The organism is Maricaulis sp. W15, from assembly GCF_001924955.1.
Taxonomy (GTDB): Bacteria; Pseudomonadota; Alphaproteobacteria; order Caulobacterales; family Maricaulaceae; genus Maricaulis; species Maricaulis maris.
Genome location: NZ_LQXG01000012.1, coordinates 135,088 through 150,967, shown reverse-complemented (window position 1 = coordinate 150,967; position 15,880 = coordinate 135,088). Strand labels below are relative to the sequence as shown.

The 15,880-nt window shown below is 64.6% G+C and carries 12 protein-coding genes; 2 read left to right on the top strand and 10 right to left on the bottom strand.

The genetic code is table 11. The annotated features are described in order from the left end of the window. Window positions 1-2 precede the first annotated feature (2 nt). Window positions 3-4,865, bottom strand: coding sequence for an alpha-2-macroglobulin (locus AWH62_RS06100; protein WP_075189597.1), 4,863 nt, complete (start codon window positions 4,863-4,865; stop codon window positions 3-5). A 127-nt stretch (window positions 4,866-4,992) separates the two neighbouring features. Then, on the bottom strand, window positions 4,993-5,706 hold the full coding sequence (locus AWH62_RS06095; RefSeq protein WP_075189915.1) for a sulfite exporter TauE/SafE family protein: 714 nt from the start codon (window positions 5,704-5,706) through the stop codon (window positions 4,993-4,995). A 125-nt stretch (window positions 5,707-5,831) separates the two neighbouring features. Here AWH62_RS06095 and AWH62_RS06090 point away from each other — a divergent pair, with 125 nt between their 5' ends. Continuing rightward, window positions 5,832-6,587, top strand: coding sequence for a DUF2189 domain-containing protein (locus tag AWH62_RS06090; protein ID WP_075189914.1), 756 nt, complete (start codon window positions 5,832-5,834; stop codon window positions 6,585-6,587). Here AWH62_RS06090 and ccoS read toward each other — a convergent pair. Genes ccoS through ccoN form a run of 8 tightly spaced genes read right to left on the bottom strand, consistent with a single transcriptional unit; the run spans window position 6,584 to window position 14,498 of the window. Continuing rightward, window positions 6,584-6,784 carry a cbb3-type cytochrome oxidase assembly protein CcoS gene (gene ccoS / locus AWH62_RS06085; protein WP_075189596.1) on the bottom strand — a complete coding sequence of 67 codons (201 nt, stop codon included), beginning with the start codon at window positions 6,782-6,784 and terminating at the stop codon, window positions 6,584-6,586. The two genes, AWH62_RS06090 and ccoS, sit on opposite strands and share 4 nt — an antisense overlap. After that, window positions 6,784-8,979, bottom strand: coding sequence for a heavy metal translocating P-type ATPase (locus AWH62_RS06080; protein WP_075189595.1), 2,196 nt, complete (start codon window positions 8,977-8,979; stop codon window positions 6,784-6,786). The genes ccoS and AWH62_RS06080 overlap by 1 nt, the downstream gene beginning before the upstream one ends. Further along, complete coding sequence (locus AWH62_RS06075; protein ID WP_158025578.1) at window positions 8,967-9,437, bottom strand: FixH family protein; 471 nt, start codon at window positions 9,435-9,437, stop codon at window positions 8,967-8,969. Before AWH62_RS06075 ends, AWH62_RS06080 begins: the two co-directional genes overlap by 13 nt. Continuing rightward, window positions 9,437-10,918: a cytochrome c oxidase accessory protein CcoG gene (ccoG, locus tag AWH62_RS06070; protein WP_075189593.1), complete on the bottom strand. Its 1,482-nt coding sequence runs from the start codon at window positions 10,916-10,918 to the stop codon at window positions 9,437-9,439. Before ccoG ends, AWH62_RS06075 begins: the two co-directional genes overlap by 1 nt. 41 nt (window positions 10,919-10,959) lie before the next feature. Further along, a complete protein-coding gene (gene ccoP / locus AWH62_RS06065; RefSeq protein WP_075189592.1) occupies window positions 10,960-11,883 on the bottom strand; it encodes a cytochrome-c oxidase, cbb3-type subunit III in 924 nt (307 codons plus the stop codon). Further along, on the bottom strand, window positions 11,870-12,073 hold the full coding sequence (locus AWH62_RS06060) for a cbb3-type cytochrome c oxidase subunit 3 (protein ID WP_075189591.1): 204 nt from the start codon (window positions 12,071-12,073) through the stop codon (window positions 11,870-11,872). The genes ccoP and AWH62_RS06060 overlap by 14 nt, the downstream gene beginning before the upstream one ends. Window positions 12,074-12,077: 4 nt before the next feature. Continuing rightward, window positions 12,078-12,836 (bottom strand): cytochrome-c oxidase, cbb3-type subunit II, encoded by a 759-nt coding sequence (gene ccoO / locus AWH62_RS06055; protein ID WP_075189590.1) that lies wholly within the window; start codon window positions 12,834-12,836, stop codon window positions 12,078-12,080. Between the two features lie 9 nt (window positions 12,837-12,845). Next, window positions 12,846-14,498 carry a cytochrome-c oxidase, cbb3-type subunit I gene (gene ccoN, locus AWH62_RS06050; RefSeq protein ID WP_075189589.1) on the bottom strand — a complete coding sequence of 551 codons (1,653 nt, stop codon included), beginning with the start codon at window positions 14,496-14,498 and terminating at the stop codon, window positions 12,846-12,848. Window positions 14,499-14,783: 285 nt separating this feature from the next. Between ccoN and AWH62_RS06045 the strand changes: the two genes are divergently transcribed. Next, the gene (locus tag AWH62_RS06045) at window positions 14,784-15,857 is read left to right on the top strand and encodes a DUF2855 family protein (protein WP_075189588.1); all 1,074 of its coding nucleotides are present in this window, start codon (window positions 14,784-14,786) and stop codon (window positions 15,855-15,857) included. Window positions 15,858-15,880: the final 23 nt, after the last annotated feature.

Sequence of the window (15,880 nt, the reverse complement as noted above, 5' to 3'; positions counted from 1 at the left end):
GATCAGTCGCGCGGCGCGATCACGATGCGGCGAGTTTCCGACCGGGCGAAGACGTCACTGCGATACATGTCCTCGACCACAGCGCCGGGCAGCGTGTACTCGCCCGGGGTCACGGCGCGCACGATATAGGCCAGCCGGCGCGGTCGCCGATGGGTCAGGTCCATCGCGGCGGCATAGCGGTCATCACGGATCTCACTCATCGACGGCGAAAACACCTCGCCCAGCCAGCGATAAGGACCGCGGGCGCCGGCATCGGACGGCGTGATTTCCGCCTCGATCTCGAAGCCCGGCGGCAGAAGGTCCACGAGAATGGCCGGGATCAGGCGCTGCTCGTGCGGCGAGACGGTGATGTCGATCATCAGCCGATCGCCCTGGACCAAACTCTCAAGGTCAACAGTCGAGCCATCAAGTGCCAGCACGCGTTTCTGGACCGACAGGCCCTCGGCCGCTTCACCGGGCGCCTCACGCGTTTCGCCGTGGGCGAGCTGGGTGACCCAGACCGGGCCGTCCCCAGCGGCAATGAAGTCGAGCGACGCGTCCAGCATGTCCGGCGTCAGCTGATAGACCGGACGGGCCGGGTTTTCAGCCGTCAGCTCGCTGTCAATGGACAGGGCATCGGCGCCGCCGGACAGGCCCTGGGCCGCCATCAGGAGGAAGGCTTTTTCCTGGGTCGACAGGCGTGAGGGTTCCGGCAGTTCGGCCACCACACGCTCGGCTAGTCGGGCAATGCGTTCGGCATCCCCCGCCTCGGCGGCATAGGCGACAACACCGGCAAGATCGCGGCGGGCCGACTGGTACCAGTCACCACGGTTTTCATAGCCCAGCGCTGCTTCGGCCGCGTCAAAGGCACTGCGCGAACGCGCGCGGTCGCCGATCAGGTGCAGGGCGGCGCCGAGCTGGGCGCGGGCCAGCGGGCTGTCGATCTGCTCCAGCCGCTCGTCATGCATATAGCGCAGGCGCGAGCGATCCACCCGTCCGGCCCGGGCCAGCACATACAGCGCGTAGGCAGCACTGCGATCCGACAGGCGCTCGGCCGTATCGGTCTGGCCACGCCAAGAGTAGATGCTGGTATCATAGCCGCTGGCGCGCCAGCTTTCCTGCGCTGCGATATGTTCGAGCACGGCATAGGCGCGATCAAGCGCCGCGTCGGGCACCGTGTAGCCGGCCGCCTTGGCGCGGGCCAGGAAATCAACGGCATAGGCTCCGATCCACGGACGGCTCTGGCGATCGCCGATCCGCCACAGGCCGATGGCGCCATCATTGGCCTGCCGGTTGAGCAGGGTGGCGATGGCCTCCTGGACGATGGCGCGACTGCCATCCACCCCGCCAATCCCGGCCGCACCGGCCAAGGGGTCGGCGAGCAGGAGTGGCATCGCCCGGCTGGTGATCTGTTCGGTGCAACCATAAGGGTAGCGCGACAAGGAACGCAGCAGAGCCGCCTCGTCCAGCGGCGTCGGGGAGAAGCTGAGCGTGACCGCGGAATTGCCGGGCAGATAGGCCGCCAAGGCCTCCGCGCTCAACGTCCAGTTTTCGCCGGGCAGCAATCGACCCCGTGTCACGGTCGAGGACGGCAACCAGGCGGAGCGGACCTCGATCGGGTAATCGCGCGACACGGCAAACGCATCCGGACCGGCCACCGCCAGACCGACGGCGCCAATGCCGGCATCGGCGCCGGTCAGCGGATAGCGACGGTCGGCCCGTTCGCCTTGCTGCAGGCTCAGCCGGTCCCCGGCAGAGGCCGAGACCGCGCCTGTTGCCGACACGGTCGTCTGGTAGTCACCCGCCGCACCATCGACATTGTCGATGGTCAGAGTGGCGGTCGAGACATCGCCCGGCGCCAGGAAGCGCGGCAGGATCAGCTCGGCCGGCACATCATCGCGCACGGTCACCGGCTGTGACAGCCCACCCACCGCCGACGTGCTCCAGGCCACCGCCATCAGTCGCAGCTCGCCATTGAAGTCGGGAATATCGAGGCTGACCGTCGTACGACCATTGCGACCGACCAAGACCGGACCACTGAACAGAGCCACAGTGCGCGTCGGCACCACGGTCAAGCCAGCCCCGCCAATCTGGTCGCCACCGGACCGGACGGCCGCGGCAGCGCCCTGGTTGGGATCGAGCAGGCGACCGTAATCATCATACAGCGCCACATCGAGCGCCGCCTGACCGAAGAACCAGTCGACCGGGTCCGGCGAAGCGAACCGGGTCAGGGCGAGAATGCCCTCATCGACTGCCGCCACCGTCACGAAAGCGCCTTCGCGCACCGGACCATCCAGCGTGATGCCGAGATCAAGCGTCTGCCGCGGATGGATGCGGTCAGGCACATCAAGAGCAAGTTCGAAGGTGCGATTGCCCATGTCGACTGGCAGATAAGCGATACCGACAGCACGGCGCGGCGCCGGCTGGTCGACCGGGTGGCGCGGCGTGAACAGCGACACCATGGCATAGGCACCGGCGCCCCACTCCTCAGTGACACGGAAGGACAGTTCGGCGCCTTCCTGCGGGATGGTGATCGAGCGCGTCTCGATGACATGATCGCTGGCGATCACAATCTCGGCCTCACCGGCATAGGGCGGCAACAGGCTGAGCGTGACCTGGTCGCCGACCGCGGTCGCCGTGTCGGGCGTCGACAGGGCGACCCGATCCGGTGCCTCGCTGCCCGATTGGGCGGTCGAGCCCCAGCCGACCCAGAAATCGGTCGACGCGGCCTGCCCGCTCGCGGCATCGGTCACTACCAGGCGGTAGCTGCCCCAATCCAGCGCCCGGATATCGATCGAGGCCGGGCCGGCGGCGGCGGTCGTGATCACGCCCTGTTCGATCGGAATGACTTCGCGGGTGCGGCGCCATTGCCAGCGACCATTATCGACCCGGTACCAATCATACTGCCAATCGATGCGCACCAGCTGCCAGTCCAGCGGGACCGCTTGCGCGGCGCCGGCCGGATCGAGGGCGACAACGTCGATGGCGGTTTCGCGATTGCGTTCGGCCCGGCCGTCAAATTGCGGACGCAGGCCCAGATAGAGATCGGCCGGACGGTAGGGAATACGCACATCATCGGCGACCGGGCGACCGCCCGGCTCGATGGCGGAGATCACCGCCCGCAGGCGCAGCGGCTGGCTGGCATCGCGACCGGCAGCGCCCAGGGCAATCGTCTGCACCGCCTGGCCGGCACCATCGGCAACCGTATCCGGCAGATCATCGGTGAATTCGCGGAAGGGCTCATCGGACCGGCCAAAGCGGAAGTCGGCATAGTCGGAGAAGGGGCTGGGGTCGGCTTCAACACGCACCCGTCCCTCAACGACCAGACCGGCCCCCGGCGCGCCGTAGAGGAAGCGGACATTGGCCTCGATATCGCGGGTCTCGCCAGCCCGGATCGGCGTTTCATCATCACCGTCCAGCGTCAGGGCCACACGTTGCGGCACAAAGTCCTCGACCGAGAAACGGGCCTGACCGACGCGGCCATAACCATCCATCTCGGCGACGATCCGCCATTCGCCGCGTGCGGCGGTCCTAGGTATATCCCAGGTCCAGGTGACACCGCCGGCGTCGGCCGCTGCCGGGAACCGGACATTGGCGGCCTCGATCCCGTTGGGGCCGAACACGGTCAGATCAACCGGCCGGTCACTGATGGCACGGGCTTCGGCGTCGCGGATCAGGGCGCTGACCTGCACGGCCTCGCCGGGCCGATAGATCCCGCGGTCGAGATAGACGAAACCGTCAGCTCCCTCGGGACGTTGGCGGCCGGACGTGTCGAGCCCGGACAGGTCGACCGGATTGCGCTGGAAATCGAGCACGGCGAAATCATTGTCCGGGCCGTAAGCGGTCAGCAGGCGCGGCGCCATGGCGCCTTCACCACGCGTCAGCGGCCCATCGAAACGGGCGCGACCGCTGGCATCGGTGGTGACACTGGCCAGCACTTCATTGGAGCGGGCGACCAGTTCGACGCGCACATCGGCAACCGGTCGGGCGGTCTGCAGCGAGCGCACCATGAAATCGACACCCTCGGCGCCGCGATAGGCGGTCAGGGCGAGATCGGTGATCACCAACCAACGCGTGGCCCGGGCCGGTGTGCGATAGTCATCTTCCGCCTCGGCCGCATCGACAACACTGATGTGATAGGCGCCGGGCGACAGGGTGCCGATGGCTTCGGCAATCGGGAAGATGGTGCTGACCGGCGTGTTGAGCAGGCCAGCCGTGTCCATCTCGCCGCGCCAGATGATTTCACCGACCGCGTCGGGATCCTCGTCCTGGTCGGACCAGTAATAGTCACCCGCCGCAACATTGGCGCCGGAGGTGATGGAGCGGAAGGCGAGTGCCCGGTCATTGATACGGCGCAGGACAATCGCGACACTGTCGACATTGACCGTTTCGATCGCCAGACCGTCAGCATCGAGACGCGGCAGGATGACGCCATCGCCGGCGATGCCGACATAGGCAGGGCGGTCACCGAAATCGACATCCACCGTCTCATCGACCAGCAAGCCATCGCCATTGGCTGCCGGCAGACCGGCGCGCAGGGTCAGCGATTGCCCGTCGCCAAAGCCGAGACCGCCGACACACAGGGTCTGACCGTCGGCGTCGAGCGCGATCGGGCGGGCCGGGGTGACAGAGACGTAGGAGGCGTAATCAACGGCAGGGTCGAGCGGGTGGGTGAAACCGAGACACAGGTTCGGTGCATCGCCGTCGACATCGACCGAATAGCGCAGGAAGGCGAACTGGCCGGGCGTGGTTTCCGCAGCCCGCGGCGCGGTGGCATCGCGTGTTTCCAACGCCGGCCCTGTCGCCGCCTCGTCCGAGCCACCCGAACACGCGCCCAAAGCCATTGCCAGCAAGCCGGCAAGCCAAATTACGGACCGTTGCGCCATTCCTGTCTCTCCCTGTCCCAGCGCGCGCACCATAGGCCAAGGCCAATCGGAACGCATCCACAAAGCTTACGAAACATTGAGGTTTCTTAGCCCTGCCCGATCAGCGTGCAGGCGCGATCGCTGGCGCTCAGGCGAGCGGCAGGCCGCACAGGGCGGCGATGGTGCGCCACGGCAAGGCCGCCGACGCGAAACCGAGAATTATGATCGCCAGGCCGACCGCCAGCCGCATGCGCTGTCGCCGCGCCAAAGCGAGAATGTGAGTCATCCCGAGCGCGGCGGCAGTGACCGCGGGCATCGTTCCCAGTCCGAAACCGAGCATGATCATCGCACCTGAAACGGCGCTGCCGGACAGCAGGGCATAGAACAGTGTCGCATAGACCATGCCGCAGGGCAGCAGGCCCCAGACCAGGCCGGCCATGACCGGGCTTGCCGCCTGGACGCGGTGGCCGAGCCGCGTCGCGATAAAGGACTGGATTCCGGCACCGGCCCGATCAAAACCAGCGAGTGACGGTGCCCAGCCGATAACGGACAAGCCGATATAGACCAGCACCAGGGCACCGGCCCAGCGCAGGATGAGATGGGCTTCGGCCCGATCAAACTCGAAATAGGCCTGCGACCCCAGGGCCGCCAACACGCCCCCTGCCACGACATAGGCCATCACGCGGCCAAGCTGGGCGAGCATGAGGGTGCGCAAGCGGGCACCGTTTTGGGCTGAGGGTGAGAGTGTCATCGTCAGACTCGACGCGATCCCACCACACATGCCGACGCAATGCAGGCTGGAGGCAAAGCCGGCGAGAAACCCGCCGACAAGGCTGAGCGGGACGAGCGTTGTGTCGGTCATGATCATTCCTTGCCACGAGCGGCCAGGCTGGGCCACTGTCAAGAAAGCTGGAAAGCCATAAAAAAAGTGTGGCGTAATGCCGCAAACCCGGCGAGCCGGAACGAACGGGTATTGGGGAGGCTATGATGATCACTGTGAAACAAGTCCGGCGCGATGCGCCTTGGCAATGGCTGCGGGCCGGCTGGCAGGATTTCGTGCGCGCGCCGCGCGTCTGCCTGACCTATGGCGCCATCTTCGTCGTTATCGGCCTGGTCATCACACTCGGGCTCGGCCTCGTGGGTTTCTCGTCCGCTGTTCCGGTCGCACTCAGCGGTTTCGCCTTGGTGGCCCCCGCCTTTGCGGTCGGCATCTATCAGGTCAGCCATGCGCTCGAGCGCGGTGAAACACCCCGCTTTCTCGTGATTGTGTCGCGAATTCCTAGCCGCATCTCACAAATCGCTTTTCTCAGCCTGTTGCTCTTGCTGCTCTTGCTGGTCTGGGTGCGGATCGCACAGGTCCTGCTGATCGTGATCGCCCCCTATAGCCCGCTCGAGGCCGGCCCTTTTCTCAACTACCTTCTCACAGACGCGGCCGGGCTTACCTTGTTGGCGATCGGCACGCTGGTCGGAGCCGGCTTGGCCACCCTCGCCTTTGCCATTTCCGCGCTCGCCTTCCCGATGCTCATTGATCGCGATGTAGATGCCATCACCGCCCTCACCACCAGCCTGAAGGCCGTCATCAACCAGCCCTTTGTGATGCTGACCTGGGCTTGGCTGATTGCTTTTTTCATCGGCGCCGGCATCGCCTTTTTCGGGATCGGCCTCGCGGTCGCCTTTCCCTGGATCGCGCTGGCGACCTGGCACGCCTATCGCGACTTCCTGCCCGCGGAACAGGCTGGCTAGTCGTCGCCATCGCGGGTGTTGTCGTCCCGTCGGGTCTCACCCGGTGACGACAGGGGCGTGTCATCATCCATCAGGATGCGCTGGGCGGCGCCGTCCATATCCTCATACTGGCCGCTGCGCAGACTCCACAAAAAGCCGACCAGGCCAAGGGCGCCCATCGCCAGGGCAACCGGGATGAGCCAGATCAGGACCGACATCAGCTCTGCCCCCGCGCCAGACGCAAGGCGTTCAGCGTCACCAGGACCGACGAGGCCGACATCGCGATGGCGGCGATCAAGGGCGTGACCAGGCCGGCGACGGCCATCGGAACGGCGATCGCGTTATAGGCCGCAGCCAGACCGAAATTCTCGAGCACCCGGCGCTTGGCGCCGCGCGAGACATCCAGCGTGACCAGACAGGCCGCCAGACGATCCCCCTGCAGCACGAAATCGGCAGCGGCCTGCGAGATCTCGGCAGCCGAGGCAAGCGAGACCGACACATGGGCCGCGGCCAGTGCCGGCGCGTCATTGATGCCGTCGCCGATCATCGCCACTGACCGCCCCCCGGCCTTGATGGCTTCCAGCGCGGCGATCTTGTCTTGGGGCTGCAGTTCGGCCTGCCAATCGACAATGCCCAGCGCCTTGGCGGCGGCGTCGACAGGTCCGACCCGGTCACCGGAGAGCAACAGGACTTGGCAACCCCGCGCGGTCAGGCCGGACACGGTTTCCAAGGCATCGGCCTTCAGGCGGTCCTCAAACCGGAACCGCACCGGCTCGCTATCGCCGACCTGCAGCCAGGCTTCGGTATGCGGGTCGCTTTGCGCCGTGATGCCGAGCCAGCGTGCGGCGCCAAAGCGGACCGGCACGCCATCCCGGCTCGCTTCCAGGCCACCCCCGGGCTGTTCACGGACACCGGCTGCGGCCTCACCCATGCCGGCGGCATCGGCGATAGCACGTGACAAGGGGTGACGACTGGTCCGCGCCAGGCGGGCCGCCTGCTCCAGCGCGTCCGCCGGCAATTCATCAATATTGACGAGACGGGGCCGGCCTTCGGTCAGCGTCCCGGTCTTGTCGAACACCACCGTGTCGACACCGGCAAACCGCTCCAGCGCATCACCGGATTTCACCAACACGCCTTCGCGATAGAGCCGCCCGGACGCAACGACCTGTACCGCCGGAACCGCCAGCCCCAGCGCGCAGGGACAGGTGATGATCAGGACCGCGATCGCATTGATGATCGCCGGACGCACCTCGCCGCCAATCAACAGCCAGCCGACCAGGGTCAGCGCGGCGAGTCCGTGCACGACGGGGACATAAAGCCGTGCCGCGTGATCGGCCAGTCGGACATAGCGCGAGCGCGCCTGTTCGCCGGCCTCGACCAGCCGGGTCACCTCGGCGAGCAGGGAATTGTCGCGGTCGGCCCGCGCTTCAAGCACGAGCTTGCCGTCAAGATTGAGCATGCCGGAATAGACATCCCGTCCCGGACGCGCGGTGACCGGCGCCGTTTCACCGGTGACCAGAGATCCGTCCAGCGCCCCCTCGCCCTCCAGGATGCGGGCATCAACCGGCACCCGGTCGCCCGCGGCCAGGACAAGGCGGTCACCGGCTTTGACCTCGCGGGCCGGGATTGCGCGGAGACTGCCATCGCTCTCGAGCCGGTTGGCCGTCGCGGCCTGCATCGCCGCAAGACCCCGCGCGGCCTCGCCGGCGCGGGCACGCAGCCGCATATCGAGGAAACGTCCGATCAGCAGGAAGAAGAGCAGCATCACGGCAGCGTCGTAATAGGTCTGACCGTGACCGATGAATGTCTCCCAGACCGACAGGCCGCAGGCCAACAATACCGCCAGCGAGATCGGCACATCCATATTGACATGGCCCCCCCGCAAAGCCGCCAGGGCCGAGCGGAAGAAGGGCTGACCGGCAAAGGCCGCCGCCGGCAGCACGATCAGGGCCGAGATCCGGTGCATGAGTGCCTGCATCGTGTCGGTCATTTCCAGCCCGCCGGACCAGACCGAGATCGAGAGCAGCATGACATTCATCATCGCAAAGCCGGCCACCGCCATGGCCCGCAGCAGGCGTTTTTCCTCCTCGCGCTGCGGATCGGCGTCGCTTTCCGGTTCGTAGGGCGTCGCAGGATAGCCAAGCTGGCCGAGCAGGCGGACATAGCCGGAGGCCAGCCCCGCCTCGCCGCGCCAGCTCAGGGCCAACCGACCGGTGGACAGGTTGAGACGCGCCGTTTCCACCCGCTCATCGGCCTTCAACCCGCTCTCGATCCGCGCGATGCAACCGGCGCACGTCGCCCCGCGCACCATCAGGTCGAGATAGGAAACACCGTCATTGCGACGCACGAAGGCTTGCGGGTCGGCGCCGCCGATCAGCCCGGCATCATCGGCATGAATGTCTATGGCAGCCATAGCTCACTAACCATTTCAAACGGCGCCCCCTCGACCGTGTGCACCTCAACGCGCCAATCACCGCTGCCCTCGCACGGCAGGCTGCCCCGGTAAACGCCGGGACGGGTCTCGGTAAAGTCGAGTGGGCAATCACGGTCGGTGTCTGCGCGGTGGATCAGCGTGCCGGCCAGCGCCAAATTGCCAACCGGTGCGCCCTGGGCATCGCTGATCGCGACCAGCAGGTCACGCTCCACCAGATTGATCCGCGCCTGCCAGCCGAGGGCAGCCTGGGCGTCGCGGCGGTCGAGCGTGTCATTGTAGTTCAAACCCTGGACATAGGAGCGCGGCACATCCTCGCCGGGATGGGTCTGGACCGCGAGCGTGATGAAGGCCGCATTGACGCCGATCGTGACGCCGAAGAAGGCGATGATCATGATCAGCACGTGCCAGCCACGCAGCGGATTCAACGGATTGCGCATCATGGAGCTCCGGTAATCAGGACTGACGGTGTGGTCGCGGTTTCGCCGGTGGCAATATCGGAGACGCGAAAACGGATATCCTCGCTCGGACCGTCGATCGCGTCCGCCGGCAGGGTCAGGTAGACGACATAACGCTGCGAACGGTCGGCACCGATCCGGATCTGGTCCGGCTGATCATCGCTGACACCGAGAATACGCGCATTGATGGCGGCGTCGCCTTCGACCTCCAATCGCATCACGCGTGCAGAATTGGCCTTGTTGATCACATTCACCGTGTAGCCATTGCGCACCGAACCATCCGACAGGCGCACGAAGTTGGGATTACGGTCACGCTGCGAATTCAGCTCGAGTTCGGTCCGGGTGATCAGGGCGCCCAGCATCAACGTCGTGACGATCACCAGTGACACCGCATAGACCAGGGTCCGCGGCCGGATGAAGCGATAGCGCGGCGTCTCACCGGCCACGAATCGATCGACATTGTCGTCGGTCTCATAGGTGATCAGTCCGGTCGGACGCCCGACCTTGTCCATGATGTCGTCACACGCGTCGATGCACAGCGCGCACTGGATGCATTCCAGCTGGGCCCCGTCGCGGATATCGATCCCCATCGGGCACACCGCGACGCATTGCTTGCAATCGATACAGTCGCCACGATCATCCCAACTGTCGCCCTTCTTGTGGGCGCCGCGCGGCTCACCGCGATCAATGCGGTAGGTGACATTGACGGCTTCGCGATCGGTCATCGCCGCCTGGATGCGCGGCCAGGGACACATATAGGTGCAGACCTGCTCGCGCATGGTCCCGGCCAGCGTATAGGTGGTGAAGGTGAGGACGCCGGCGAAGACGTAGGAGGACGGCGCCGCCGTGCCGGCGAAGAAATTGGCCAGCGTGTCCCAGGCGTCGTGGAAATACAGTATCCAGGCACCGCCGGTGGCAAAGGCAATGACCAGCCAGACCGCATGCTTGCCGATCTTGCGCCAGGCCTTGTTGATCGACCAGGGCGAGCGATCGAGCTTGATGCGGGCATTGCGATCACCCTCAAACAGACGCTCGACCATGATGAAAAGATCGGTCCACACGGTCTGCGGACAGGCATAGCCACACCACACCCGGCCGAACAAGGCACTGGCCAGGAAGAGGCCCAGCGCCGCCATGATCAACAGGCCGGTGATGTAGTAGATTTCCTGCGGCCATATCTCGATGAAGAAGAAATAGAAGCGGCCATGGGCAAAATCGACGAGCACCGCCTGATCCGGCGCATCGGGTCCGCGATCCCAGCGCAGGAAGGGGATGAGATAATACACCCCCAGCGTCAGGCCCATGATCAGCCATTTGGCGAAGCGGAACTTGCCATGCGCCAGCTTGGGATAGATCGGCTCGCGCTTCTTGTAGAGCTCGCGGGTCTCGGCCGCATTGACCGCCTCGGCCTTCGAACGGGAAATGCCGGGTGCAGCCATGCCGTGTTTGGCGGTGTCAGACATGACTGGTTTGGACCCGAAAAATCATCTGGGCGATATGCGACCTACTGACCCGTGGGACCAGCTGTCGCATCCTCCCCGCCGCCAAGAAGGAAGACATAGGCCGCCAGGGCGTCGATGGTGGCCTCGTCGAGACGGCTTTCCCAAGCCGGCATGACGCCATAGGGACCGCGATGGATGGTCGCCATGACCTGCTCGCGGCTGCCGCCATAGAGCCAGTCCCGGTCCGTCAGATTCGGCGCACCCTGTGCCCGGTCGCCTGTGCCGTCAGCCATGTGACAGCTGGCACATTGGACCTCGAACACGGTCGCGCCCCGCTGGATCGCCCCAACATCGGCACTGGTGCCCGACAGGGAGAGCACATAATCGGTGACATCACCGATTTCGGCGCGGCTGAGCAATTGATCCCGCCCATAGGCCGGCATTTGCGAGAAACGGGTCTCGGGATGCTCGGAACGAATACCGACCGTCAGCGTGGTGCGGATATCCTCATAGGAACCGCCCCACAGCCAGACATCATCATTGAGATTGGGATAGCCGACAAAGCCCTGGGCGCCGACACCGTGACAGGTCGCGCAATTATCGCCGAACACCGCCTCCCCGGCTGCCAGGACAAAGCCGAGCAGTTCCGGGTCGTTCTCGATCTCGGTGATCGAGCTTCCCGCCAGTGCCGCGAAGCCGTCGGCACGCTGGGCGTCGAGCGCGTCCAGAGCCATGGCGACATTGGCGCGCTCGGAATGATTGCGCAGGCCACGCGTGTGGTCGGTCTCCCCCGCCAGTCCCGGCAGGGCCGGCCAGGCCGGCATGAAGATCCAATAGACCACCGCCCAGGCGCAGCAGGCATAGAAGATATACAGCCACCAGCGCGGCAGCGGCGTGTCGAGTTCCTTGATCCCGTCCCACTCGTGACCGGTCGTTTCCGTGCCGGTATGGGCGTCGGTTTCACGCTTTTTATCATGCTCGGACATCGGTCTCGTCCTTGGTCTCGGCCTCATCAGCAATGGCCGGCGTGTCATTTTCAGTGAGCGGTGCGTTTGCGGCGGCGTCGAAACGGGCCTGGTTGCGTGGCCAGAGGGCATAAACCAGCGCCGCGGCGAACAGCACCACGAAGATCAACAGCCCCCAGGTCTGGGCGAAGGTGGAGAGGATCTCATACATCGCCCTACCTCAGATTTTCATCGGCTTCGGCCTCATAGGTGGAGAAGTCCACCATGGTGCCGAGCACCTGCAGATAGGCGATGAGCGCATCGAGCTCGGTCACCCGGTCCGGATTGCCGTCAAAATCGCGCATCACAGCGCCCGGATAACGTTCCTGGAAGCCGTCATAATCCTCGGCATAGGGGTCGAGCTGGGTTTCGACGTCCGACACGGCTGCCGCCACCATCTCATCGCTATAGGGCACGCCGACCGTGCGCAGGGCGCGCAAATGCGCCGCGACATTGCCGAAATCGAGCTCGGAGGTTTCCAGGAAGGGATAGGCCGGCATCACCGATTCCGGCACCACCGACTGTGGCCGCCGCATATGGTCGCGATGCCATTCATCGGAATACCGCCCGCCGACGCGGGCAACATCCGGCCCGGTCCGTTTGGATCCCCATTGGAAGGGATGATCATACATGCTCTCGGCCGCCAGCGAGTAGTGGCCGTAGCGCTCGACCTCGTCGCGCAACGGGCGGATCATCTGCGAATGGCAATTATAGCAGCCCTCGCGCAGATAGATGTCCCGGCCCAGCTGTTCCAGCGGCGTATAGGGCCGCATGCCGTCCACTTCCTCGATCGTTGAGTCGAGATAGAAGAGCGGCGCGATCTCGACGATGCCACCGATCGACACCGTCACCAGCACCCCGACCGTGAGGATGAGCGAGTTCTTTTCGAAGAGCGACTTGTGAAGGTCGCTCCAGAGAGATTTTTTCCCTGACATATCGACCTCCTATTTCGCCGCTTCGAGGGCGGGTTGATCGATGACGTTTTCATCGTCCTCAACCGCATCACCGCGCACGGTACGGTACACATTGTAGACCATGATCAGGGCGCCCACGAGGTAGAGCACACCGCCAACTGCCCGGATAATGTAGGGAACATGCATGGCTTCAACGGTCTCCACGAAGGAGTATTCCAGGAAGCCGAGCGCATTATAGGTGCGCCACCACAGGCCCTGGAAAATCGCCGCCGACCACATCGAGGTGATGTAGAGAAGGATGCCGATGGTCGCGACCCAGAAATGCCAATCGACCAGCGCCTTGGAATACATGCCCTTGCGCTTCCACAGCCAGGGAACCAGGCAATAGAGCGCGCCGAAGGAGACAAAACCGACCCAGCCCAGGGCGCCGGAATGGACGTGGCCAATGGTCCAGTCGGTATAGTGCGACAGCGCATTCACGGCCCGGATCGACATCACCGGACCTTCAAAGGTCGACATGCCGTAAAACGCCACCGACATGACCAGCATGCGCACGACCGGATCGGTGCGCAGCTTGTCCCAAGCGCCTGACAACGTCATCAGACCGTTGATCATCCCGCCCCAGGACGGCATCCACAGCATGATCGAGAAGGTCATGCCCAGCGTCTGCGCCCATTCGGGCAACGCGGTATAGTGCAAATGGTGCGGGCCGGCCCAGATATAGATGAAGATCAGCGACCAGAAGTGGATGATTGACAGGCGGTAGGAATAGACCGGCCGGTTCACCCGCTTGGGGATGAAGTAATACATGATCCCGAGGAAGCCGGCGGTGAGGAAGAAGCCGACCGCGTTATGGCCGTACCACCACTGGGTCAGCGCATCCTGCACCCCGGCAAAAGCCGAGTAGGAGCGCGAACCGAGCCAGGAGACCGGCATCGCCAGATTGTTGATCACGTGCAGCACGGCGATCGTGACGATGAAGGCCAGATAGAACCAGTTCGCCACATAGATATGCGGCTCCTTGCGCTTCCACAGTGTGCCGAGGAAGACCAGGAGATAGGCCACCCAGACCAGGGTCAGCCAGATATCCGCATACCATTCCGGCTCGGCATATTCGCGCGCCTGGGTGATCCCGATCAGATAGCCCGAGGCGGCAATCACGATGAAGAATTGATAGCCCCAGAACACGAACCACGGCCAGATTCCACCGGCGATCCGGGTCCGGCAGGTTCGCTGGACGACGTAAAAGGAGGTCGCGATCAGCACATTGCCGCCGAAGGCGAAAATCACCGCCGAGGTGTGAAGCGGTCGCAGGCGCCCGAAACTGGTAAAACCGAAGGGTTCCAGATTGAGCACCGGAAAGGCGAGCTGGAACGCGATGATGACGCCGACCAGCAGCCCGGCCACACCCCAAAATAGCGATGCGATCACCCCAGCTTTGATGAGGCTTTCATTGTATTCGCGCTCGTCAGTGATCACGCCTCCGCCGGCAATCGAGCCGGTCAGAAGGAAAATCCCGGTCAGGAAACCGCCGAGAATCAGCCAGGACTGGCCGCGCATGGCCGCGTCCGGAGCGTAGGCCGCAGCGAAAAGTGCCCACAGGGCGCCCAGAACGGTGATGAGGAGTACAATGGCTGTCGATGGGTCGGAACCGGCCCGTTTCAGCCCTTGAGCGGATATCATGTGTGCCCCCGGAGATTGGCTTTCATGGTCCGGGTGTAACTCAATTTTCCACAAAATATCTATGGCAATTTGTCACGTGCGACAAACCCGACCCGTTCCACACCCTTTAGGCGAGCCTATCATGGCGCGCACCGATTGCAGCCCCGATCATTTTTCACGCCACTATCCGGCGTACTGGGTGCGCGGCGGCCCAAGCGCCAACATCGCGGCTTGATCGTCCGCGGGAACCCGGCAACTCTGCCTCGCAACAGACCGCCAAGACGGTCGAACAACGGGAGAGAGATCATGAATTGGGCCTTGTCCATCGACCGCAAGACCATCACCGACGTGCGCATCATCGAGGAGACAGCCCGCCCGCTGGCCGATGGCGAAGCTCGCCTTGCCGTCGACAGCTTCGCGCTGACGGCGAACAATATCACCTATGCCGCCTTCGGTGATGCGATGCGCTATTGGGACTTCTTTCCCGGCACCGACGATCGCTGCCGCCTGCCGGTCTGGGGCTTTGCTGACATCGCCGAAAGCCGGGTCGAAGGGCTGGCCGTCGGCGAACGCCTATATGGCTATTTCCCGGCCGCCAGCGAGCTGATCGTCAGCCCCGGCAAGATCACGCCCGGCGCCTTCATCGACACCGCACCGCACCGCGCCGAATTGCCGCCCGCCTACAATAATTATGTCCGCTGCAGCGCCGATCCCGGCTGGACCGAAAACGGCGAAGCGGCGCAGATGGTGCTGCAGCCGCTCTTCATCACCGCCTGGCTGCTCGACTTCTTCCTGCGCGATGATGCCAATGGTTTCACCGATGCGCCGATCCTGCTCACCAGCGCGTCCAGCAAGACCGCCATCGCCCTCGCCTTCGCCCTGAAAGCCGGCGGCGGGCGACAGGCCATCGGCCTCACCTCGACGCGCAATGCCGTCTTCGTCAACGGGCTGGACCTTTATGACGCCGTCACCACCTATGATGCGGTGGACAATCTCAATCCGGCCCGGCCGGCCGCGATTGTCGATTTTGCCGGCGATGCCGATCTCAACCGCGCCCTTCACACCGCACTGGCCGGTCGCCTTGCCGGCAATATCCGGGTCGGTGGCGCGCATTGGGAGCAGTCCGCCCCGCCGCGCGACCTGCCGCCGCCAAAACCGCAATTCTTCTTCGCGCCCGACGCCGCCCGCACCCTGATCAAGCAATGGGGTCCGGAGGCGTTCGACCAGCGCTACAAGGCGGCTTGGCGCACATTCGCGGATGCTGCTCCGGACTATTTCGACTTTCGCAGTGAGGCGGGAAGCGAGGGCGCCCTGTCGGTCTACAAATCACTGCTGGAAGGCAAGGCCGCGCCGCGCGACGGGATCAGCATCAAGGTGTGATCGGGTGGGGCGTCGCGTGTGGC

Coding starts and splice junctions, on each gene's coding strand:
- ccoG (WP_075189593.1), bottom strand. CDS start 10,918: ATGTCTGACACCGCCAAACACGGCATGGCTGCACCCGGCATTTCCCGT.
- AWH62_RS06075 (WP_158025578.1), bottom strand. CDS start 9,437: ATGCGCAATCCGTTGAATCCGCTGCGTGGCTGGCACGTGCTGATCATG.
- AWH62_RS06080 (WP_075189595.1), bottom strand. CDS start 8,979: ATGGCTGCCATAGACATTCATGCCGATGATGCCGGGCTGATCGGCGGC.
- AWH62_RS06100 (WP_075189597.1), bottom strand. CDS start 4,865: ATGGCGCAACGGTCCGTAATTTGGCTTGCCGGCTTGCTGGCAATGGCT.
- AWH62_RS06060 (WP_075189591.1), bottom strand. CDS start 12,073: ATGTATGAGATCCTCTCCACCTTCGCCCAGACCTGGGGGCTGTTGATC.
- ccoS (WP_075189596.1), bottom strand. CDS start 6,784: ATGTCGGTCCTGATCTGGCTCATCCCGGTTGCCCTGGCGATGGGCGCC.
- ccoP (WP_075189592.1), bottom strand. CDS start 11,883: ATGTCCGAGCATGATAAAAAGCGTGAAACCGACGCCCATACCGGCACG.
- ccoO (WP_075189590.1), bottom strand. CDS start 12,836: ATGTCAGGGAAAAAATCTCTCTGGAGCGACCTTCACAAGTCGCTCTTC.
- AWH62_RS06045 (WP_075189588.1), top strand. CDS start 14,784: ATGAATTGGGCCTTGTCCATCGACCGCAAGACCATCACCGACGTGCGC.
- ccoN (WP_075189589.1), bottom strand. CDS start 14,498: ATGATATCCGCTCAAGGGCTGAAACGGGCCGGTTCCGACCCATCGACA.
- AWH62_RS06095 (WP_075189915.1), bottom strand. CDS start 5,706: ATGACCGACACAACGCTCGTCCCGCTCAGCCTTGTCGGCGGGTTTCTC.
- AWH62_RS06090 (WP_075189914.1), top strand. CDS start 5,832: ATGATCACTGTGAAACAAGTCCGGCGCGATGCGCCTTGGCAATGGCTG.